Here is a 20,930-nt window from a genome sequence, read left to right as displayed (position 1 = left end):
AGACCAGGTAGATTTGTGGCCCATATTGAACGTTAATGGTCCATGATATCGATATTTATGGCCCACACTAAACATTTACGGTCCATTATAAATATTTTACAGCCCATTTTACTCATTATCGGCCCAATAAATTAAATTTATGGCCCAATCTTGAAATTTGCGGCCCGGAATCACTTTATTTGATAGCCGCTAACCCGCGACCATTCGCTCTCTCGCGCCAGCTCACACTCACAAACGTCACCACAAATAACAGGCTATACAGCACCACGATGGTGGGGCCCGGCGCGCTATCGAGGAAGAACGACGCGTACACTCCGCAAAATCCAGTCAGGATGGCAATCAGCGCCGCCAGCAGCATGACCTGTAAGAATCGCCGCGCCAGTAGCAGTGCGATCGCTCCTGGCGCGATCAGCATGGCGATCGACAAAATCACTCCCACCGATTTCAGCGCGGCAACGATGGTGAGCGCAATTAAACACAGCAGCCCATAATGCATCACATTAGCGTTGATGCCACAGGCGCGCGCCTGTTGTGGGTCAAAGGCATGCAGCAACAGATCGCGCCATTTCACACTTAGCACCAGCACCACCAGCAGCGCAATGGCGGCGGTTTGTGCGATATCCGCCCAGCCAATACCCAGCATATCGCCGAACAGAATGTGGTCGAGATGGACTTCCGGTTTCAGTTTTAGGTAGAGCACCAGTCCGGCACCAAACATCCCCGAAAACACAATGCCCATCACGGTATCAGGCTTGATGCGGCTGTTCTGGCTGATAAAACCGGTGGCGAGCGCGCACAGCATGCCCGCGATAAAAGCGCCAATCGCAAAAGGAAAGCCGATCCACCACGCCAGCACCACGCCGGGAAATACCGCGTGACTCATGGCATCGCCGAGCAGTGACCAGCCTTTTAACACTAAAAATGCGGACAGCATGGCGCACGGCAGCGACAAAATCAGCGTGATGATCAGCGCCATATTCATAAATTCGAATTCGAAAGGACTCAGCAGTATTTCAATCATTGAGGTTGATCTCCTGCGCCAGACGAGCGCGTCGCCGGGCCGCCAGCACGCCATGTTTAGGCGCAAAGACGAACGCCAACAGGAACACCAGAGTCTGCGCCACCACGATCACGCCGCCAGTGGCACCATCAAGGAAATAGCTGCTCCACGCGCCAAGGAAGCTAGTGATGCTGCCGATAGCCACGGCAATCATCAACAAACGCGGGAAGCGATCGGTGAGCAGATAAGCGGTGGCGCCGGGTGTCACCACCAAACAAATCACCATAAAGGCGCCAACGGTTTGCAATGCGGCGACGGTGGAGGCAGCGAGCAGGGTAAAGAACAGGATCTTTAAGCCGGTGGTATTCAGCCCAAGTGAGCGCGCGTGGCTTTCATCAAAGAACGTCACCATCAAATCTTTCCACTTAAGCAGCAATAACGTCAGCGTCACCACGCCGATGGTGCCGAGCTGCCAGATATCGGCGGGCGCCACCGCGAGGATGTTGCCCAGTACGATGGTTTGAATATTGACCGACGTCGGATTGAGCGACACCAGAAAGAGCCCGATGCCGAAGAAGGAGGAGAAGATCAGTCCGATGATCGCATCCTCTTTCAGGCGCGTGCGCTGGTTAAGGAATAGCATGCTGCCTGCCGCCAGTCCGCCGGAGAGAAAGGCACCGAGTGAGAAGGGCAACCCCAGCATGTACGCGCCAGCTACGCCCGGCACTATCGAATGTGACAGCGCATCACCAATCAGCGACCAGCCTTTCAGCATCAGAAAGCAGGAAAGAAACGCGCAAATCGCCCCGACCAGCGCGGCGATCCACATCGCATTCAGCATGTATTGATAGCCAAACGGCTCAATAATCCACGACATGATCCGCCCCCGGTTGCGCGGCTATCTTCTGCAACAGTGCGGCATTGCGCTGCTGTACCTCACCGTCAAAGGTGCGTGCCAGATTGGCGGCGGTAAAGGTGCCGCGCAGCTCGCCGCTGGCTAGTACGGTGTTTTTCACCAGCACGCAGCGGTCGCAGTAATCAGGAATGGTGTTGAGGTCGTGCGTGGAGACCAGCATGGTGCGGCCCTCATCGCGCAGCTCCTGCAACAGGGCGATGATCGCCGCTTCAGTTTTGACATCGACGCCGGTGAAAGGCTCATCCAGCAGGATGATTTGCCCACTCTGCGCCAGCGCACGTGCCAGGAAAACACGTTTTTTCTGCCCGCCGGAGAGTTCACCAATCTGACGATGGCGGTAATCACTCATCCCAACGCGTGCCAGCGCCTCATCCACGCGGCGTTTGTCCTCCGCACGCGGGATACGCAGCATGTTCATATAGCCGTAGCGGCCCATCATCACCACATCTTCCACCAGCACCGGGAAGCTCCAGTCCACTTCTTCCGACTGTGGCACATAGGAGACGATATTGTGTTTCAGCGCACGCTTCGCGGGCATCTCTGCCAGCGTGACCTGACCCGTCGAAAGCGGCACGAAGCCCATAATCGCCTTAAACAGTGTGGATTTCCCGGAGCCGTTGACGCCCACCAGCGCGGCGATGCTGCCCGCTGGCACGGAGAAAGATGCCTGACGCAGCGCAGTGTGACCGTTGCGGTAGGTGACGCTAACATCCTGCACGTTTAGGGTCATTTTTGGCTCCCGGCGGTGATGCCTTTGGCTACGGTATCGGTGGTCACGCGCAGCAGATCAAGGTAGGTCGGAACCGGCCCGTCACTGTTGCTGAGAGAGTCAACATACAGCACGCCGCCGTAGTGAATACCCGCTTCACGCGCGACCTGTTGGGCCGGTTTGGCGGAGATGGTGCTTTCGCTGAAGATAGTCGGGATGTGGTTGGCTCTCACCGCATCAATCACTTTGCGCACCTGTTGCGGTGTGCCTTGCTGATCGGCATTGATCGGCCACAGGTAAAGCTCTTTCAGACCCAAATCACGTGCCAGATAGGAAAAAGCGCCCTCACTGGTCACCAGCCAGCGCTGGTTTTCCGGCAGTTTTTCAATCTCCGCGCGCATCGGCGCCAGGGTTTGCTGGATTTGCGTTTTATAGCGATCCGCATTGGCCTGATAAACGGCGGCATTGGCAGGATCGTATCTTTGCAGTGCGTTACGGATGTTATCGACGTAAATCAGCGCATTGTCTGGAGACATCCAGGCATGCGGGTTGGGTTTGCCGTTGTAGGGGCCTTCGGTGATGCCCAGGGGTTCAATGCCTTCTGTCACCGTAACTTCCGGCACGCTTTTCAGGCGCTGGTAGAAGCGGCTAAACCACAGTTCCAGATTAAAACCGTTTACCAGGATTAAATCGGCACCCTGCGCGCGACGAATATCGCCGGGGGTTGGTTGGTATTCATGGATCTCCGCACCGGGCTTGGTGATGGATGTCACTTCGGCGGCATCACCTGCGACGTTCTTTGCCATGTCTGCGATCACCGTGAAAGTAGTGACCACTTTGAGTTTGTCGGCAGCAAACGCCGAAGTGCTCATCGCGAGCGTAAGCATCACAACCGATACAACGTGCCTGATCAACATAATCATCCCCTGAGAATTATAGCCTGTGCTATACATTATAGTGAATGCTATGAATGTGAAGTGTTTTTGTACACCTTTTGCTGTTTACGACAAAAATTTACGTAAGTTGAAGTAGCCGAGGGGAATAAAGAAAGTGGCTTATGCGATTTTTGAAATAACGTAGAACATATTGTTCTTAAGGGCAGGGAGGTATTATTGAGAGCAAGAACACTTCACCACGAATAATGAAGTGTTCCTGAGAGGGAATTAATCGATCGACAAATTATGAATCGCCAGCGCAGCACGCGCGGCCTCTTTGCCTTTCTTAATAAAATGTTCGGTATAGAAGTTTTCCAGCACATCGACCGGCTGGAAATTGTGCGGCGTCAGTGAGACAGAGAATACTGGCACATTGGTGGTCAGCTGAACGTTCATCAGGCCATCAACCACGGCTGCAGCAACGAAATCGTGACGATAGATACCGCCATCCACCACCAGCGCAGCCGCTACAATCGCGTCGTATTTACCGGTTTCCGCTAAGCGTTTTGCCAGCAGCGGCATTTCAAATGCGCCCGGCACTTCCAGCACTTTTAATTCCGCTTCAACGTTCTGTGCTTTTAATTCTTGCTCAAAACCCACCAAAGCATTATGCACAATCTCTTTGTGCCAACCGGCTTTAATAAAGGCAATTCTAATATTTTTCATAATGAGTCCAACATCACCTGTAATTTCTTTGCGCTTGAAAAGTAGCAATAATGCCTTTGTATACCATATGTTACGTTTTCGATCCAGAACGTGCACGTAGCGATAAATGCCATGCGATGATGTGATGGCTGTCTGCGGCAATCCGTGCTTGACGGCGACCTGCACCTGCAATACAAATAGACGCGTCGGGGGAGTCTCGCCAGAGAGACTGAGAGGCTAAAAGCGCAATGCGCGGCTTAGCGACCCTTTGAACCTGACCCAGTTGATACTGGCGTAGGAAGACTGACAGCACCGCTCAGGTGTTGTCTGGCGCAGAGGATCGCTCGCGCCCTTTCCCTCCTCCTGTATCTGCGGGTCTCAGTCAACACTGAGAGGCCGATGTGAATTCCCTTTATATCCCGGATAACCTGCTGTGAGCCGCTGGACGGTATTAGGCTGCGGCGTGGCTGGTCTCTGCGTGGCGACGCTGCTGGCTGAACGCGGCGAAGAGGTCGACGTCATTGGCGACGACTCCCGCCAGCCTGCTTCCTGGTTTGCTGGCGGCATGCTTGCACCCTGGTGCGAATCCGAAAGTGCACCGCAGGAAGTGATCTCTCTCGGTCAACACGCTGCTGGCTGGTGGCAACAGCGTGTCAGCAGCGTGGCACATCAGGGAACGCTGGTGGTAGCGCCACCGCGCGATAGCCAGGAACTGACTCGCTTCGCACGCATGACCGAACAGCACCAATGGGTCGATCCCGGTGAGCTTGAACCTCTGCTGGCCGGGCGTTTTGCGCGTGGGCTGTTTTTTGCCGAGGAGGCGCATCTCGACCCGCGCCTGGCGCTCACCGAAATGCGCGAAAAGCTGTTACAGCGCGGCGTGCGTTTTGATGCACAACACCCTTCGGGTCGGGTGATTGATTGTCGTGGCATGCATGCCAAAGCCGACCTTCCGCGTCTGCGTGCGGTGCGTGGCGAGATGGTGATTCTGCACAGCGAAGAGGTGCAGTTCTCGCGTCCGATTCGTCTGTTGCATCCGCGCTTTCCGTGCTATCTGGTGCCGCGCAGTAACGGCCATTTCATGCTGGGTGCCACGATGGTGGAAAGTGACGATGACAGCGCGATCAGCGCACGCGCCTTGATGGAACTGCTCAGCGCGGCATACGCCATTCATCCTGCTCTTGCCGAAGCCCGCGTGGTGGAAAGCGGCAGCGGTTTACGTCCTGCTTATCCGGCCAACCTGCCGGAAATCCATTATCAAAACGACACTTACTATCTTAACGGCATGTATCGCCACGGTTTTCTGCTGGCGCCAATGATGGCAGAACAACTGATGCAGCGCCTTTTCGGGGAACAATCCTATGAATATTCAGCTTAACGGCCGGGCGATCCGCACTGAGGCCAGCACGCTCAGCGAATTGCTGATCGAGCAGCAAATTGATGCCGCCTGCGTTGCCAGCGCTTTCAACGGCAACTTTGTACCTAAAAGTCAGTACAGCAGCCAGCAGCTGGAAGAGGGCTGTCAGTTGGAAGTCTTGTCCCCGATGCAGGGAGGTTGAAACATGTTTTACGATTTCACTCCCCAGTCACGTTTTCTGCTTGGCACCGCGGGCTATCCATCACCGGCGATTCTGCAACAGGCCATTGCCGCCTCTGGCACGGAAATCATCACTGTGAGTTTGCGTCGTGAAGGCGCGGCGGGTGCGGCTTTTCGCGAGATGCTGACCGGGCTGGACATTCGCGTGCTACCGAATACCGCAGGCTGCCACACGGTGAAAGAGGCGGTAACCACCGCGCAGATGGCGCGCGAGCTGTTTAAAACCTCGTGGATCAAACTGGAGGTAATTGGTCATGCCGACACGCTCCAACCCGATCCTTTTGCGCTGGTTGAAGCGGCACGCATCCTGTGTGCGGATGGTTTTCAGGTCTTCCCGTACACCACCGAAGATTTGATCGTCGGTGAGAAGCTGCTGGAAGCCGGTTGTGAACTGCTGATGCCGTGGGGTGCGCCGATCGGTTCCGGGCAGGGCCTGCGCAACATTGAAGGATTACGCGCGATGCGGGCATGGTTCAGCGACATCCCGTTGATAATTGATGCAGGCATCGGTGCGCCATCACAGGCCGCACAGGCGATGGAGATGGGCTTCGATGGCATCCTGCTCAATACCGCTGTGGCGAAAGCCGGCGATCCGGTTGGCATGGCGAACGGTTTCCGTCTGGCGATTGAAGCGGGGCAGGCCGCACGCAGTGCTGGTTTGATGGAGAAGCGCGATATGGCGGCAGCTTCAACACCGATCTTCGGTCTGGCGAGTTTGAGTTAAGGAGCCCCATGGATCGCTATCAACGGCAGATGATGCTGCCGGAAATCGGTGTCGAAGGTCAGCAAAAGCTGGTGGATGCGCGCGTCCTGGTGGTGGGGGCAGGCGGGTTGGGCGCTACATTACTGCCGCAGCTGGTTGGCGCAGGCGTCGGTTTTATCCGCCTGTGTGACGACGATGAAGTGGCCTTACACAATCTTCATCGCCAGACGCTGTTTACGATGCAGGACATCGGTCACAGCAAGGCAGCACGTGCGCAACAGGCGCTGTTGCAACGTAATCCCGAGGTGCAGATAGAGGTGGTGCCACGGGCTATCGGCGCCAGCGATCTGCCGCACCTCCTCACGGATATCGATCTGGTGATTGATGCCGCTGATAACTTCGCGGTGACCTATCAACTCTCCGACGCCTGTCTGGCAACGCAGATTCCTTTGATCAGTGCATCAGTATTAGGTCGTCAGGGCTACGTCGGTGGCTTCTGCGGCAGCGCGCCGAGCTATCGGGCACTGTTTCCACGCTTGCCCGCCTCCGCAGCCAACTGTAACACCGCAGGCGTGATGGGACCGGCAGTGGCGACTTTGGGTGCAATGCAGGCGCAGATGGCACTCAGCGTGCTGTTGGATCTGCAACCTTCACCCCTCGGCAGTGTGATCAACTGTGACTTCATCAACTGGCATATGCGCGCATTTCGTTTTGACGGCGCGGAAGAGCCAGAAAACAGCGTGCCCTTTATCGATGAGCAACTGCTGACGAAAGATGATTGCATTGTCGAGTTGCGCAGTGTGGAAGAAGCCCCCGTCAGTGTAGCGAACATTGTCGAACGCATTCTGCCGCACGCCCTAGTCGATTGGCAGCCGCCGCAGGATCGGCGCATCGTGCTGGTATGTGCCAGCGGCATTCGCGCGGCGCAGGCGGCCTCGGTGTTGGAAGCGCGAGGGTTTACCCGTCTGGCAATGTTGGCGGCAAAGCGACTATGAATCCGATCGGATTTAATGACATCACCTTTAGCTGGGGCGAACAGGCGCTGTGCCAGCAACTCAATCTGCAACTGCGCGGCGGTAAAACCACGGTGCTATTAGGGCGTAGCGGCATTGGGAAAAGTACTTTATTGCGGCTGGTGGCGGGTTTGCTGCAGCCGCAACAGGGCGAAATCAGTGGCTTACCGGGCAAAGTGGCGTGGATGGGGCAACAGGATTTGTTGTATCCGTGGCTGACGGTGCTGGAAAACGTGATGCTTTCCGCTCGGCTCAACGGTGAAAAACCGGACCGCGCGCGTGCGTTGGCGCTGCTTAAGCAGGTGAAGCTGAGTGAGGTGGCGCAAGCCTCACCGGATAAGCTTTCAGGCGGGATGAGGCAGCGTGTGGCACTGGCACGTACACTGTATGCCCAACGCGAAGTGGTGCTGATGGATGAGCCCTTCGCCACGCTGGATGTGATGACCAAACTCAGTCTGCAAACCCTGACTGCCATGCTGCTCAAGGGCAAAACGGTGCTGCTGGTTACGCACGATCCGCTTGAAGCCTGCCGTATGGCCGATGACATCGTGCTGTTGCATGGCCAGCCGTTAGCGGTTGAAAGCTGGCCGGTGCCTGCGGGTGATGCTCCCCGATCCCTTGATGATCCTCGCCTGCTACAGGCGCAGGGCGAACTCTTTTCCCGACTGAATCAAGATGAAAAAACTGTTTAGCGCGATCTATCTGATCGCGGTGCTGCTGTGTGGCTGGCTGCTGGCGCGGCACCATGGCGTGCCTGACTTTTTGCTGCCTTCGCCACTGGCGGTGTTGGAGGCATTATGGCTGCATCGCAGGCTGCTGGCGCATCACGCGCTGTTTACCCTGGCAGAGATTGTGCTGGCGCTGCTGCTGGGCGTTGGGACGGGCGTGACGCTGGCGGTCCTGATGGCAGGCAGCCAGACGCTGCGTCGCGTGCTGTTTCCGCTCGTGACCGCCAGCCAGGCGATTCCGGTGTTTGCGCTGGCGCCACTGCTGGTGTTGTGGCTGGGATTTGGCATCGCCTCCAAGGTGGTAGTCGCGGCGTTAATCGTTTTCTTCCCGCTGTGTCTGTCGCTATTTGATGGCCTGTGCCGTACGCCCTCCGGCTGGCTGGAACTGGCGGGCACGCTGAATCCTTCACGTGCGCGGATTTTCTGGCACGTGCGCTGGCTCGCAGCGCTCCCGCAGTTCTTTTCCGGTTTGCAGATGGCGGTGGTGCTGGCCCCGATTGGGGTGGTGATTGGCGAATGGGTCGGTGCCAGCAAAGGGCTGGGCTATCTGATGATGCAATCCAACGCTCGGCTGGAAACGGCCACCAGCTTTGCTGCTTTGTTGCTGTTATTGATGCTGGCGCTGCTGCTCTCCGGCGGCGTCGCATTGCTGCGTAAAAAATTCCTCTGGCACTCAACATAAGGACGTCCCTTGAACACCCTACGTAACGCGATTACCGCTTTGCTGCTGCTGGCGACCACCAGCGCGCACGCCGAACAAAAAGTTCGCCTGCTGCTCGACTGGTTTGTGAACCCTAACCATGCAGCCATTTTTGCCGCGCAGTACAGCGGCGCTTTCAAGAAGGAAGGGCTGGATGTCGAGATGATCGCCCCGGCTGATTCGGCGTCGGTGCCGCTGCTGCTGGCGGCAGGCAAGGCCGATCTGGCAATCAGCTACCAGCCACAGCTTTACACGCTGGTAGAGAAGGATGTTCCGGTGATCCGCGTGGGCACGCTGATTGGTCAGCCGCTGAATACGCTGACCACCGTGTCCAGCGATATCCATTCGCTCAAAGATTTAGCGGGTAAAACGCTGGGTTACGCGGTGCCAGGATCGGAAGATGTGGCGATCCGCAATATGCTGAAATCGCAGGGCGTGGATGTCAATTCGGTGAAATTAATCAGCCTGAATATGGATTCCACTTCGGCGCTGCTGACGCACAAAATCGATGGCGCGATGACCATTTTCCGCAATTACGAGCTGATCGATTTGCAGGATAAGGGCGCGAAGCCGGTGGTGTTTAAACCCGAAGATTATGGTGTGCCCGCTTATGATGAGCTGATCATTCTGGCGAACAACAAGAGCGCCGCCCAGGACAAGCGTATTCCGGCATTCTTACGCGGTCTGGACGCGGGTGTGGTGTGGTTGCGTGCGCATCCGGAAGAAGCCTGGAAGGCGTTTATTAAGCAGTATCCTGAGCTGAACACCAAACTCAATCATCAGGCCTGGGAAGCGACATTGCCGCTGTTTGATGGGCACAGCGCCACCTTTGATAAAGCAAGGTATCAGGCGTTTGGTGAATATATGAAAGCCAACGGGCTGATCAAAGATGTGGCGCCGATGACGCGCTACTCGCTGGAGCAGTAATCGCCTTGCGGGCTGGTTAATTAGCTGGCCCGCAACACACTTTCATCTTTCATCCTTTATGCTCTAACCTGCAGAACGCAGAACGCAGAACGCAGAACGCAGAACGCAGAACGCAGAACGCAGAACGCAGATCGCAGATCGCAGAACGCAACCACTAGCCCATTCGGCACGACCACTCAATCTTCATCCGCGCTCCAGCATCAAATTTCACCAATCACCAACCACTCCTCGGCAACTTTCCTCAGCCCCTGGCCGCCAAATCCTCTTGCACCCCATCTTTATTTTGATAATGATATCCATTCTCAATTATCAAGTGATGGATAACCTGATGCGTCTGCCCGTTCTGGCTTTACTCTTCTGCCTCATTTCCGTGTTTAACCAGGCTACCGCCGCTGAAAATTCAGCCAGCTGGCCTCGCACCATACCCACTCCGCAAGGCCCGTTCACCTTACAGCAGCCACCGCAGCGCATTGTCTCCACCAGCGTGACGTTGAGCGGCACCTTACTGGCGATTAACGCGCCGCTGATTGGGTCTGGCGCCACCAGTCGCAACAGCAGTGTGTCCGATGCCCAGGGCTTCTTTACCCAGTGGGGGGAGGTCGCCAAAGCACGTCACGTCAAGCCGCTCTATGTTTCCCAGCCCAACGCGGAAGCGATAGCCGCGGAGGCACCAGACCTGATCGTTATCGCGGCTACCGGTGGAGACTCTGCGCTGAAACTCTACGATCAGCTGAAAACCATCGCGCCCGTGCTGGTGGTTGATTACGGCGATAAGAGCTGGCAGGCGCTGGCGTTACAGCTTGGCAATATCACCGGTCACGAAGCGGAGGCGAAGCAGGTGATTGCAAAGTTTGACCAACGCGTCGAGACACTGCGCAGCAAAATTACCCTGCCGCCACAGCCCACCTCGGCGATTGTCTATTACGAAGATGGGCGGGGCATGAATGTGTGGACGCCGGCTTCGGCGCAGGGAGAATTACTGAAAGCGTTGGGCTTTACGCTGGCGATGCCGTCTGCCAACTTGCAGGGCAGTACCAGCATGGGCAAACGCAACGACATCATCCAACTCAATGGCGAAACGATGGCGGATGGCGTCACCGGCAATACGCTGTTGCTGTTCGCCGCCGATGAAAAAACGGTGCCGCAGGTAGCGAAGAATCCGTTCCTCGCGCATTTACCCGCTGTGCAGCATCACGACATTTTTGCCATGGGTAACGATACTTTCCGCCTCGATTACTACAGTGCCAGCAATATGCTCAACAGCATTGAACGGCAGTTCGTGCACTAATCGGCAGCAATATACTCAGCAGTATAGAACGGCAGTTTGTGCACTAAGCAGCGGCTTGCTCAGTGGCCGGTGGTTCTTGCTGCAGCTGTGCCGAGCGCAAACCGCGTGCGGCCAGCGCGACCAGCAGCAGTAAACCCGCCGCCACGCCGCCGAACCACAGCACGCTGTTGAGCGCGCTGAATGCACGTGCCAACGCGCCGAGTCCTAATGCACCCAGCGAATCGCCACTCACATCCTGCGCGGTGCCCAGGCTGTTGACCCGACCCAATAGGGCATCTGGCGTGTGGTGCTGAATCAAAATAAATTGCAGCAGGGAAGCGATAGCATTGCTGTAGCCATAAGCCACCAATGCCAGCAACGCCGGAATCAGTTGGCTATACAGCCCCAAAGAAGCGATGCAACCGAAGGCAGCCAGTGCACTAACCAGCAACACCAGGCCTGGTCGTGACAACTGTCGCACCCAGCCGCTGGTGAATGCGCCGATCATCGCACCCAGCGGCACGGCGGAATACATCAGCCCGAGCGCTGAGGCATCAACCTGCCATGCTTGCGCCAGCGCCGGGAACAGGATGCGTACCGCGCCCACCATACTCACTAGCAAGCCGACCAGTACGGCGGCACCCACCACATTATGCCGGCAGACAAACTGAATGCCGCTGGCGAGCGCGCGCAAAGGGTGTTCAGGCTCCTGCTGCTCCGGTTTCATCGCGGGCAACCGCACCAGCGGGATCAGCGTCGCTAAGGTGCCGAGGGCGGCCACGGCAAAGGCCCAGCCGACGCCCGCCGCCACGATGATCATGCCACCCAGCGCCGGAGACAAGATCGCCCCCAGTCGCACGGTTAACATGCTCAGCGCACCGGCTTCCGCCAGATGCTCGCGTCCCACAATTAACGGAATCACCGCCATCAGCGCTGTCATGCCCAGCGCACCAAAAAATCCGTCCCAGAAGGCGAGCAAATAGAGCGCCCACAATGAAGGGGCAGGACTAAACGCGTTCAGGCTCAGCAACACAAAACCGATACCACAGGTGCCACGCGCAAACAGGATCAGCTTGCGGCGATCATAACGATCCGCCAGCACGCCCCCGAGCAGCAGGCCAATAAACATGCCGATACCATCCAGCATCACGGCGACGCCGACCTGCAAGGTCGAGCCGGTCATGGCCTGAATCTGGATCGGCACGCCCACTGCCAGCATGCCCAGCGCAAATACGGATAGCATGCGGGCGCAGAAGATAGCGCGAAACGCGGCGTTGTTTTTCAGCAGGCTGAAATCTAGAAGAATTGAAGGCTTAGCCATAAATATCCATTGTTAAAACGAGCAGGGGCGCACATCAGTGCGCCCACATTAAGTGGCCAAAGGCCGGGTGTTATGAGCGACTCTCAGATAACAAACGATTGATCAGCGGACCCAGCACTTTCAGCGAGGTGGCAGACAAAATGTCAGCGTGCTCGCAATCCAGCGGCCAGATTTCCAGGTCTGAAACAAACGGTTTCCAGGTCGCCGGCACATCCATGTCGGCAGGCAGGGTTTTCTCCGCCATAAACAGCGTGGCTTTACCGGCATAACGCGGCGTACGCGCTTCCGCCAGCCGTGCGACTGCGTCCTTGTAGTTGGCGACGATGGTGCTAAACATCGCGGCTTTCTCGGCACGTAACAGGGAATCGCGCTCATCTTCAGTAGCAGCCATAAACTCGGCCTGTTCCCGCGCCACTTCCTGCTCCGCCTCTTCAGCATCGGGCGTGCGCCAGTCCTGTCCTTCGGCCGGGTAAGTATCCAGCAGACCAAGGAAGGCCACGCTTTCGCCATTGGCCTGCAGGCGCGCCGCAATGCCTTGTGCCAGCGTGCCGCCCAACGAGTAGCCCAGCAGAAAATAAGGCCCATGCGGCTGCTGCTCGCGAATCACAGCCAGATGGCGATCGCACATGGCTTCTACACTTGTACAGGCTGCGATAACACCCGCCGGGCGCGGTGATTGCAGCCCCACAATCGGGAAATCGCCGTCGAGATAGTGCAGCAGCGCGCTGTACTGCCAGGCGAACCCTGATGCCGGATGGATGCAGAACAGCGTCGGCCCCTGACCGGCACGCAGTGGCAGCAGTTCCCCGTTGCCGCTGCTGTCGCTGGCATCGCCTGATAACAGCGCTGCCAGTTTCTCCACGCTGCGTGCGGCGATGATCTGTCCGACACTCACCGGCTGCGCTACACGGCGGCGCATTTCTGCTGCCAGTCGCATCGCCAGCAGTGAATGACCGCCCAGTGCGAAGAAATCGTCGTCGGCATACACCTGCTCACATCCCAGTAGCTGCTGGAACAGTTCTGCCAGCATCTGCTCGTGAGGCGTTTCCGGCAGACGGCCAGCCTGCGTGCTGCGTTGCGGCATCGGCAGGGCTTTACGATCCAGTTTGCCGTTGGCGCTGAGGGGCAAATCGTCCAGCAGCAGATAGCTCACCGGCTGCATATGGGCAGGCAGGCGGGTGCTCAACTGCTGTTTAATTTGATCGATATCCAGTACCACGCCAGGTTGTGCTACCAGCCAGCCGAGCAGCTGGCGATTATCGACGCCCGCCGCCGCCTGTTGTGTCAAATTGCGCGCAGCCACGACTGCTTGCGCCACGCCCGGCAATGCCACCAGCGCCTGCTCAATTTCACCCGGTTCAATGCGCTGCCCGCGCATCTTCAGCTGATCGTCGCTGCGGCCCAAATACTCCACGGCACCATCCTCGCGCCAGCAGGCGATGTCACCGGTGCGGTACATACGTTCGCCATCGGCAAATGGGGCGGCAATAAAGCGTTGCGCGGTGAGATCGGCGCGATGCAAATAGCCATCCGCCAGCTGGATGCCGCTGAGATAGAGATCGCCCGGCACGCCAACTGGCACCGGGCGCAGCAGGTTATCGAGGATATGCAGTTGGGTGTTCCACACCGGACGACCAATCGGCACGCCGGGGCCATTCAGACCTTCGAGCGCGTTACCGCTGGCCGGTTGCCAGGTGACATCCACGGCGGCTTCGGTCGGGCCGTACAGATTATGCAGCGGAGCCGCGATCACCTGCTGATAGCTGCGCGCCAGATCGCAGGCCAGCGCTTCTCCGCTGCAAAATACGCGGCGCAGTGAAGCGCAGGCGAGATCGGTTTGCGCACTGACATGCCCGACAAAGGCGGCCAGCATCGACGGAACGAAGTGCAGGGTGGTGACCTGATAATCGTCAATTAACTGCCACAGCGCCTGTGGATCGCGATGGGCATCCGGTGGCGCCATCATTAGCTGTGCGCCGGTCATCAATGGCCAGAAGAACTCCCACACCGAAACATCAAAGCTGCACGGCGTTTTCTGCAACACCACATCGTCGCTGCGCAGTGGATAGCTGGCCTGCATCCAGCGTAAGCGGTTAACGATGGCGCGTTGATTGACCACCACGCCTTTCGGCTTGCCGGTTGATCCTGATGTGTAAAGCACATAAGCCGGGCGCTGCGCATCGGGTTTAGGCAATGGATGACGTGCCACAGTCTGTGCGCTGGCAAGGCGATCGAACATCATCAGAGTGCCAAAGTTGGCGAATCGACTTTCCAAGGCCGACTCGGTGATCACCACCCACGGTCGTGCATCGTCCACCATGTACGCCAGACGTTCATCGGGATAGCCAATGTCCAGTGGTAACCAGGCTGCGCCTGCCTGCAAGATGGCGGTAAGGGCAATACTCAGGCGAACCGAACGCGGCAAGGCAACGGCAACGATATCGCCTGGCATCACGCCCGCTTCGATCAGTCGATCGGCCAGCAATGTGGCCTGACGCTGCATCTCGCGGTAGCAGAGCTGATGCTCAACATCACACAGCGCCAGCGCGTCCGGTGTGCGTGCGGCTTGCTGGGCGATGGCTTGTTGTAGGGTTTCATTTTCCAGCTGCACGCCGGTGTTATTGACCCACTCGAGCAGCGATTGCTCGGCGAGGGTTTGCAAACGCCACTGCGTTAACGGCAGATCTGGTGTGGTCACCAGCTGCTGTAACAGCAGCAACAGGCGTTCAGCCAGACGGTCGGCATCGGTGACGCAAGCGCGGTATTCCATTAATAGCGTCAACTGTTCACCCGGCAGCACCAGCAGCGTCAACGGATAATGGGTATAGCCGCGGTTGTGGATCGCGTCGCAGCGCACCTTCGCGTTGGCGTCGAGTAATGTCTGATTATCAGGATAGTTCTCCACCACCAGCAGGGTATCAAATAGCGTACCCGCACCCGCCAGCTGTTGGATTTCAGCCAGTCCAAGGCAATCCTGCTCAATCAGCTGGATCTGACGATTTTGGTGCGCGGCTAACTGCTCCAGCAACGGGCGTTGAGTATCAAACCGCACGCGCACCGGCAGCGTGTTACTGAACAGACCGACATGTTGATCGATCCCTTCAATCTGGCCGAAACGACCTGAAACCGGCGCGCCAAATATCACGTCCTGCTGACCACTGGCAATCGACAACATCATGCCCCACAGGCCCTGCATCACGGTGTTGAGGGTCAATCCGCGAGTGCGGCACAGCGCATAGAGTTCGCGCTCCAGCGAGGCGTCCAGCGTAATGCGTTTTTCCTGAACAGCACTCTCGGCGGCATTGGGATATAGCAATGTGGGCCGCACGTCGCGCAGGCACTCTTGCCACTGCTGGTGAGCCTGATGCTCATCACGCTGGCTAAGCTGGCGCACGATGTCGGCATAATGGGTGCGTTGGGCGGCCAGCGGCTGTTGACGCAATGCGCTAAGTAAATCGTTTAAAATCACCGGCGTTGACCAGCCATCCACCACCAGATGATGCGCATTGAGCAGCAGCGTCCAGCGTGCTTCATGGCGATGCGGGATTAGCGTCGCCTGCAACATCACCGGCTGCCGGAACAGATCCTGTGACAGCGCCTGATGTTCAGTGGCGTCAATATCCTCGACTTCCAGCACCTGTAGCGGCCAATGCAGATCGCCTTCCGGCAGCAACTGCAAGGGTTGCAGACTGAGTTCGCTATCAAACCTGGCGGCGAGCTGCGGATGGCGCTGCAACACCTGATTGAGCGCCTGCTGCACCGATGCTACCGACACATCACCGCTGAGGGTTAATCGCGTCAGTGAGTTATAGCTGCCTTGCGCGCCACTGGTCTGCGCGTGGAACAGTAATCCTTTCTGCAACGGCAGCAGCGGCAAGACGTGGCTAAAGGCCCCGTGACGTGCGCGCAAACGTTGCAGCAGCGCATCATCAACGCCTTCAAGATTGATTTCCGCAGCGACCAGCGTGTTGGCGGCCTGCTGTGGCTGTTGCTCTGCGAAGTGGTAAAGCTGTTGCGCACCCAGAGCGATGGCCTGATGCAGTTGCTCAATCTGATCGGCATGCAAGACGCCCTCCGCCCAGCTCCAGTTCAGCGCCAGCTGCTGGTCATCAACAAACACGTTGAGTTCCAGTGCGTGCTGTAACGGCATGGCATCGTCCTGAATCACCGCAAAAGTGTCGCGGAACTGCTGCGCGGTCCGCTGAGGCTGCCAGTGACCGGCGGATTGAGTGAAGCGGCCGAGATAATTGAACAGCACCTGTGGCGCATGGTCGGCGGCCAGTTTCGCCAATGTAATGCCACGGTGGGCATCCAGCCAGCGCAGTTGGCCATAACCGATGCCGCGATCCGGCACGGCACGCAGCGCGGATTTCACCGCGCGCACGCTGTCATTGAGGTCGGCCGAAGCAGGCAGGGCGAGCAGCAGAGGAAACTCCGCTGTCAGCCAGCCCACCGTGCGCGCCAGATCCTGATGATCGTGCAACTCGGCACGGCCGTGTGACTCCAGCGTAACGCGTTGTGACGCACTGCCGTTCATGCTGCGCAGCGCCAGTGAGAGCAGCGTCAGCAGTAACTCTTCGCTGGTGGCACGGAACTGCTGCGGCAGGGTATTCAGCAAGGCAGAGCTGGTGGCCACATCCAGCAGGGTGCGCTGATGCAAGACACGTTCGTTACCCGTTAAGGCTCGCTCACCCAGCGCCGGCAGCGGCTGTTCCAGCATGCGTTGCCAGAACGGCATTTCGCTGGCGCGTGATGCCAGGTTAGCCAGCAGCGTAGCGGACCAGTCATGCAGTGAGGTCTCTTCGGCAGGCAAGGTGATCGGTGCACCGCTTAGCAGTGCATCACCGGCCTGTTGCAGTTCATCCAGCAATACTCGCCATGACACGCCATCCACCACCAGATGGTGCAGCGTTAACACCAATCCGCAGCTTGCACCTTGTGTCTGGAGCAGGGTTGCCTGTAGCAATGATCCTGTCGCCGGATCGAGGCGTGCTGCATCGTCACGGAAGGCCTGATCGGCGGCCTGGTCATATGCTGACACTTCGATAACACGACAACGCGCAGGGCGCGCAGAGAGCGATTCGCCCACCACTAACTGCTTATCACGCGTGAAGGCGTTGAGGGCTGGATGCGTGTTGGTAAGCTGTTCAATCAGCTGTTCCAGCTGCGCGAGTTGCAGCTCTGGCGGCACCGACAGCAGCACGCCGTGGGCGAAGCGCGCGTTAATGCCCGCCTGCGCATGGAACCAGTGCAGAATCGGCAGACCACCAATCGCGCCCTGTTGCGACACGCGGGCATGTTGAGTGTGTTGCGTTAGAGGGGCGAGATCTTGCGCCATACGTGCGGCGGTGCGTTCGGCAAAAATGTCACGTGGGCGAAGCATATAACCAGCGCGGCGAGCGGCGGTGCTGAGGCCCATTGCCGAAATACTGTCACCACCGAGTGAGAAGAAGTCATCTTCTGCGCCGACGCTCTCCAGCCCGAGCAGGCTGGCCATCGCCTGGCAAATTAACGCTTCCTGCGGGGTGCGCGCCGCGCGGCTTTGCTGTTGCTGAGCCTGATGGGGTTTCGGCAGTGCCTGGCGGTCGATTTTGCCATTCACATTCAGTGGTAGATCATCCAGCACCATCAGCACGGCTGGCAGCATATAGTCCGGCAACTGGCTACCCAACTGCGCCAGCAAGCGGTTGCTGATTTGCGGATCGGCGCGCAAGGCATCATCCTGCACCGAGCAGTAGCCAATCAGACGGTGCGTGGCGCCCATCACTTCGGCAATCACCACTGCGGTACTGACTTCGGGCAGCGCCACCAGCGCGTTTTCGATTTCACCGAGTTCGACGCGGAAACCGCGCACTTTGATCTGGTGATCCACGCGTCCGATAAACGCCAGTTGACCATCCTGACGCCAGCGCATCACATCGCCGCTGCGATACATCACCTCGCCTTCGCGGAAGGGGTTAGCCACAAAGCGCGCGGCTGTCAGATCCGGGCGGCGCAGATAGCCGCGCGCAATGCCGGTTCCGGAGATGTAGAGTTCGCCGGTGCAGCCAATCGGTACTGGACGCAGCTGGCTGTCGAGCAGATAAACCTGGCTGTTACCCACCGGGCGGCCAATTACCGGCTGCGGAGAAGCCAGCACGCTGGCACCGAGGGTATCAATGGTGTACTCAGACGGGCCGTAGTAATTGTGGATTTCCATCTGATGCTGTTGCTGCATCAGTTTCCACAACGTCGGCGTGGCCGCTTCACCGCCAATCATGACAAACGCAGGGCGGTGGTTTTCCGCTTCCAGTAATCCGCTGTCGATCATCTGAGAGAAGAATGACGGCGTGATGTCCAGCAGATCGACCGGCACCGCGTTCATCTGCTGAATCAAACCCCAGGCATCGCGACGTAGTTCTTCGTCGAAGATATTCAGCTCGCAGCCCATCAGCATGCAGAACAGCGGTTCCCACGAAGAGTCGAATGAGAACGACGCGGTATGACCGGCGCGCATGCGGCGCGGGTTGCTGGCGTGGAAGCGGTCAATCGCCGGTCCAAACAGATGTTCGCGATGTGACAGGAACAGATTCAGCAATCCCTGATGTGTGCTCATCACGCCTTTTGGCCGGCCGGTGGATCCGGAGGTGTAAATCATATAGGCAAGATCGTCGCCGCACAGCAGAGTGCTCGGTACGCTGGTCGGCTGTGCCGCCAGTTCGCTCTCCAGCTGATCGATGCACAGCGCGGGAAGGGCCGGCATCTGCGCCAGTGTCGTGGAGTGAGTCAGCAATAATGCGGGTTGCGCATCGTCACACATTAGTGCCAGACGTTCGCGTGGGTAGTCAAGATCCAGCGGCATGTAGGCCGCGCCGCTCGCCAGCACACCAAAGATGGCGACCAGCGAATCCACTGAGCGCGGAATACCCATCGCCACCACGTCGTCTGCTTGTAAGCCACGCGCCATCAAGGCATGTGCCAGTTGCATGGCGCGGTCGGTCAGCTGGCGATACGTCAGTGACTGTGTGCCACAGACGACTGCCGTCAGGTCAGCGCTTTGTGCCGTGCGTTGCAGCAGCATATCCACGATGGTGGTCGCCCCCGCAGGCGGGGTGATTTTCGGGCCAGTGGACCAGCGCTGTAAATCAGCCTGTTCGTCTGGAGCAATGATCGAAAGCGTATCCAGAGTGGCTTCGGGTTGTGCAGCGAACTGCGTGAGCAGATGACGAATACGGTCTGCGTGACGCTGTAACATTTGTGCGTCGTAGCGCGCAGGGTTAGCCACCAACGTTAACTGCAATGCGCCATCACGGAAGCCCACTTCAAACTCGATATCGTCAACCGGGCCCATGGCTAAGGTGTGGGTCGCCGCCGGAATGCCATCGAATTGCAGATCATCATGGTAGACCTTGACGTTAATCACCGGCCCGTAAAGCTGTTGGCTGCTGCCGACCAAACCCAGATCGCGACGCAGTTGCTCTGCTTCATAGCGCTGATGACGGCGTGCTTTGCGGATTTCCGCCTGTACCTGCTGCAGCAGCGCGGCTAAATCGGTGTGATGAGGGATGTCGAAGATCAGCGGCAGCACGTTGACCACCGGCCCCAACGTCGTCAGTGCCGCTGAGCCCATGCGGCGCATAAACGGAAAGCCAATCGCTAAGCGCGAGCTGCCGCTAATGCGCGCCAGATAAGCCACCAGCAGGGCACTGACAATATCGCCTTCGCTGCAATCCTGGAACGCCACGTGCTGACGCAACGTTGTCAACTCCGGCAGCACGACGTGGCAGCTGATCGGACGATCGCCAGCATCCGTTACGCTTTCACTGGAGAGCGTTAAAGTTTCGGGTAGTTCAGCCGCATAGGTCTGCCAGTGGCTGGCGGAACGGGCAAACGCCGGGGATACTCCCCACTGCTGATACTCATCAATCACCTCGCTAAACGGCGTGAAGGTTGAAAGTGAGGGTTCTTCGCCACGACACAGTTCGGCATAGATGGCCGCCACGCGCTGCGTCAGCGCTTCGAAACTGAAGCCATCAACCAGCAGATGGTGATATCGCTGATACCACCACCAGCTGCCATCACCCACGCGCATTAACACGTGGCGATACAGCGGCTTATCACCGTCGGCCGCCAGTTCGGCGCGCAGATCGGCCTGCATCAGTTTATGCGCCTGACCGGTGGCGTCCGCGCGCTGGCTGAAGTCATGCCACTCCGGCAGCACCAGTGCCTGCGCGCCAAACCATTGCGCGGGATTCCCGTTTTCATCGAGGCCAAAGCGTGCCTGCACGGTATCGGCTTCCGCCATCGTCTGGCGGATGGCGCTGTCCAGGGCGGCGCGGTTGATGTCGCCGTGCAGCACGCTGTAGTGCGCCACGGTAAATTGATTGCGCTGCTGCGCAATAGCGTCAGCGATCCAGATGCCGGGCTGAGCCGCCACCAAAGGATACGCAGGTGAATGCGTGATTAACGATGCCAAAGGAATGTTCCCGT

At 58.0% G+C, this 20,930-nt stretch carries 15 protein-coding genes and 1 riboswitch; of the genes, 8 read left to right on the top strand and 7 right to left on the bottom strand.

All coding sequences use genetic code 11. From position 1 onward, the window contains the following. Positions 1–175 precede the first annotated feature (175 nt). The 5 genes from QMZ65_RS15650 to QMZ65_RS15630 form a co-directional block, all read right to left on the bottom strand. Positions 176–1,021: a metal ABC transporter permease gene (locus tag QMZ65_RS15650; RefSeq protein WP_283216302.1), complete on the bottom strand. Its 846-nt coding sequence runs from the start codon at positions 1,019–1,021 to the stop codon at positions 176–178. Beyond that, on the bottom strand, positions 1,014–1,877 hold the full coding sequence (gene sitC / locus QMZ65_RS15645) for an iron/manganese ABC transporter permease subunit SitC (protein ID WP_097118805.1): 864 nt from the start codon (positions 1,875–1,877) through the stop codon (positions 1,014–1,016). The genes QMZ65_RS15650 and sitC overlap by 8 nt, the downstream gene beginning before the upstream one ends. After that, a complete protein-coding gene (locus QMZ65_RS15640; protein WP_160834095.1) occupies positions 1,861–2,646 on the bottom strand; it encodes a manganese/iron ABC transporter ATP-binding protein in 786 nt (261 codons plus the stop codon). The genes sitC and QMZ65_RS15640 overlap by 17 nt, the downstream gene beginning before the upstream one ends. Further along, entirely contained in the window at positions 2,643–3,512 is an 870-nt protein-coding gene (locus tag QMZ65_RS15635) for a metal ABC transporter substrate-binding protein (protein WP_283216354.1), read from the bottom strand. The genes QMZ65_RS15640 and QMZ65_RS15635 overlap by 4 nt, the downstream gene beginning before the upstream one ends. Positions 3,513–3,788: 276 nt before the next feature. Further along, a complete protein-coding gene (locus tag QMZ65_RS15630) occupies positions 3,789–4,226 on the bottom strand; it encodes a 6,7-dimethyl-8-ribityllumazine synthase (protein ID WP_034830445.1) in 438 nt (145 codons plus the stop codon). A 177-nt stretch (positions 4,227–4,403) separates the two neighbouring features. Then, positions 4,404–4,523: riboswitch (TPP riboswitch) on the top strand. Positions 4,524–4,638: 115 nt separating this feature from the next. On the opposite strand from QMZ65_RS15630, the gene QMZ65_RS15625 reads away from it, so the two are divergent. From QMZ65_RS15625 to fepB, 8 genes are all read left to right on the top strand, one after another. Further along, complete coding sequence (locus QMZ65_RS15625; RefSeq protein ID WP_283216301.1) at positions 4,639–5,583, top strand: FAD-dependent oxidoreductase; 945 nt, start codon at positions 4,639–4,641, stop codon at positions 5,581–5,583. After that, complete coding sequence (thiS, locus tag QMZ65_RS15620) at positions 5,567–5,764, top strand: sulfur carrier protein ThiS (RefSeq protein WP_034830370.1); 198 nt, start codon at positions 5,567–5,569, stop codon at positions 5,762–5,764. The genes QMZ65_RS15625 and thiS overlap by 17 nt, the downstream gene beginning before the upstream one ends. Positions 5,765–5,767: 3 nt before the next feature. Next, positions 5,768–6,526, top strand: a complete 759-nt coding sequence (locus QMZ65_RS15615) for a thiazole synthase (RefSeq protein ID WP_283216300.1) — start codon at positions 5,768–5,770, stop codon at positions 6,524–6,526. Between the two features lie 8 nt (positions 6,527–6,534). Next, on the top strand, positions 6,535–7,500 hold the full coding sequence (locus QMZ65_RS15610) for a HesA/MoeB/ThiF family protein (RefSeq protein WP_283216299.1): 966 nt from the start codon (positions 6,535–6,537) through the stop codon (positions 7,498–7,500). Next, a complete protein-coding gene (locus QMZ65_RS15605; protein ID WP_097118812.1) occupies positions 7,497–8,210 on the top strand; it encodes an ABC transporter ATP-binding protein in 714 nt (237 codons plus the stop codon). Before QMZ65_RS15610 ends, QMZ65_RS15605 begins: the two co-directional genes overlap by 4 nt. Further along, the gene (locus tag QMZ65_RS15600) at positions 8,194–8,928 is read left to right on the top strand and encodes an ABC transporter permease (protein ID WP_283216298.1); all 735 of its coding nucleotides are present in this window, start codon (positions 8,194–8,196) and stop codon (positions 8,926–8,928) included. The genes QMZ65_RS15605 and QMZ65_RS15600 overlap by 17 nt, the downstream gene beginning before the upstream one ends. Positions 8,929–8,937: 9 nt before the next feature. Continuing rightward, entirely contained in the window at positions 8,938–9,873 is a 936-nt protein-coding gene (locus QMZ65_RS15595; RefSeq protein ID WP_097118814.1) for an ABC transporter substrate-binding protein, read from the top strand. Between the two features lie 328 nt (positions 9,874–10,201). Continuing rightward, positions 10,202–11,161: a Fe2+-enterobactin ABC transporter substrate-binding protein gene (gene fepB, locus QMZ65_RS15590; RefSeq protein WP_283216297.1), complete on the top strand. Its 960-nt coding sequence runs from the start codon at positions 10,202–10,204 to the stop codon at positions 11,159–11,161. Between the two features lie 43 nt (positions 11,162–11,204). Here the strand turns inward: fepB and entS are convergent, their stop codons facing one another. Then, complete coding sequence (gene entS, locus QMZ65_RS15585; RefSeq protein ID WP_283216296.1) at positions 11,205–12,461, bottom strand: enterobactin transporter EntS; 1,257 nt, start codon at positions 12,459–12,461, stop codon at positions 11,205–11,207. 70 nt (positions 12,462–12,531) lie between these two features. Then, positions 12,532–20,916 carry a non-ribosomal peptide synthetase gene (locus QMZ65_RS15580; RefSeq protein ID WP_283216295.1) on the bottom strand — a complete coding sequence of 2,795 codons (8,385 nt, stop codon included), beginning with the start codon at positions 20,914–20,916 and terminating at the stop codon, positions 12,532–12,534. Positions 20,917–20,930: the final 14 nt, after the last annotated feature.

It is taken from the genome of Pantoea sp. EABMAA-21, assembly GCF_030053335.1.
GTDB classification, from domain to species: domain Bacteria; phylum Pseudomonadota; class Gammaproteobacteria; order Enterobacterales; family Enterobacteriaceae; genus Pantoea; species Pantoea communis.
Note: the sequence above shows the minus strand (reverse complement) of the source record. Positions and strands in the feature narration are given on the sequence as shown.

What these genes read in the sequence shown, in the direction of transcription:
- QMZ65_RS15635 (WP_283216354.1), bottom strand. Translation starts at nt 3,512, where the DNA reads ATGCTTACGCTCGCGATGAGCACTTCGGCGTTTGCTGCCGACAAACTC.
- QMZ65_RS15605 (WP_097118812.1), top strand. Translation starts at nt 7,497, where the DNA reads ATGAATCCGATCGGATTTAATGACATCACCTTTAGCTGGGGCGAACAG.
- fepB (WP_283216297.1), top strand. Translation starts at nt 10,202, where the DNA reads ATGCGTCTGCCCGTTCTGGCTTTACTCTTCTGCCTCATTTCCGTGTTT.
- QMZ65_RS15640 (WP_160834095.1), bottom strand. Translation starts at nt 2,646, where the DNA reads ATGACCCTAAACGTGCAGGATGTTAGCGTCACCTACCGCAACGGTCAC.
- QMZ65_RS15610 (WP_283216299.1), top strand. Translation starts at nt 6,535, where the DNA reads ATGGATCGCTATCAACGGCAGATGATGCTGCCGGAAATCGGTGTCGAA.
- QMZ65_RS15630 (WP_034830445.1), bottom strand. Translation starts at nt 4,226, where the DNA reads ATGAAAAATATTAGAATTGCCTTTATTAAAGCCGGTTGGCACAAAGAG.
- thiS (WP_034830370.1), top strand. Translation starts at nt 5,567, where the DNA reads ATGAATATTCAGCTTAACGGCCGGGCGATCCGCACTGAGGCCAGCACG.
- QMZ65_RS15615 (WP_283216300.1), top strand. Translation starts at nt 5,768, where the DNA reads ATGTTTTACGATTTCACTCCCCAGTCACGTTTTCTGCTTGGCACCGCG.
- QMZ65_RS15600 (WP_283216298.1), top strand. Translation starts at nt 8,194, where the DNA reads ATGAAAAAACTGTTTAGCGCGATCTATCTGATCGCGGTGCTGCTGTGT.
- entS (WP_283216296.1), bottom strand. Translation starts at nt 12,461, where the DNA reads ATGGCTAAGCCTTCAATTCTTCTAGATTTCAGCCTGCTGAAAAACAAC.
- sitC (WP_097118805.1), bottom strand. Translation starts at nt 1,877, where the DNA reads ATGTCGTGGATTATTGAGCCGTTTGGCTATCAATACATGCTGAATGCG.
- QMZ65_RS15650 (WP_283216302.1), bottom strand. Translation starts at nt 1,021, where the DNA reads ATGATTGAAATACTGCTGAGTCCTTTCGAATTCGAATTTATGAATATG.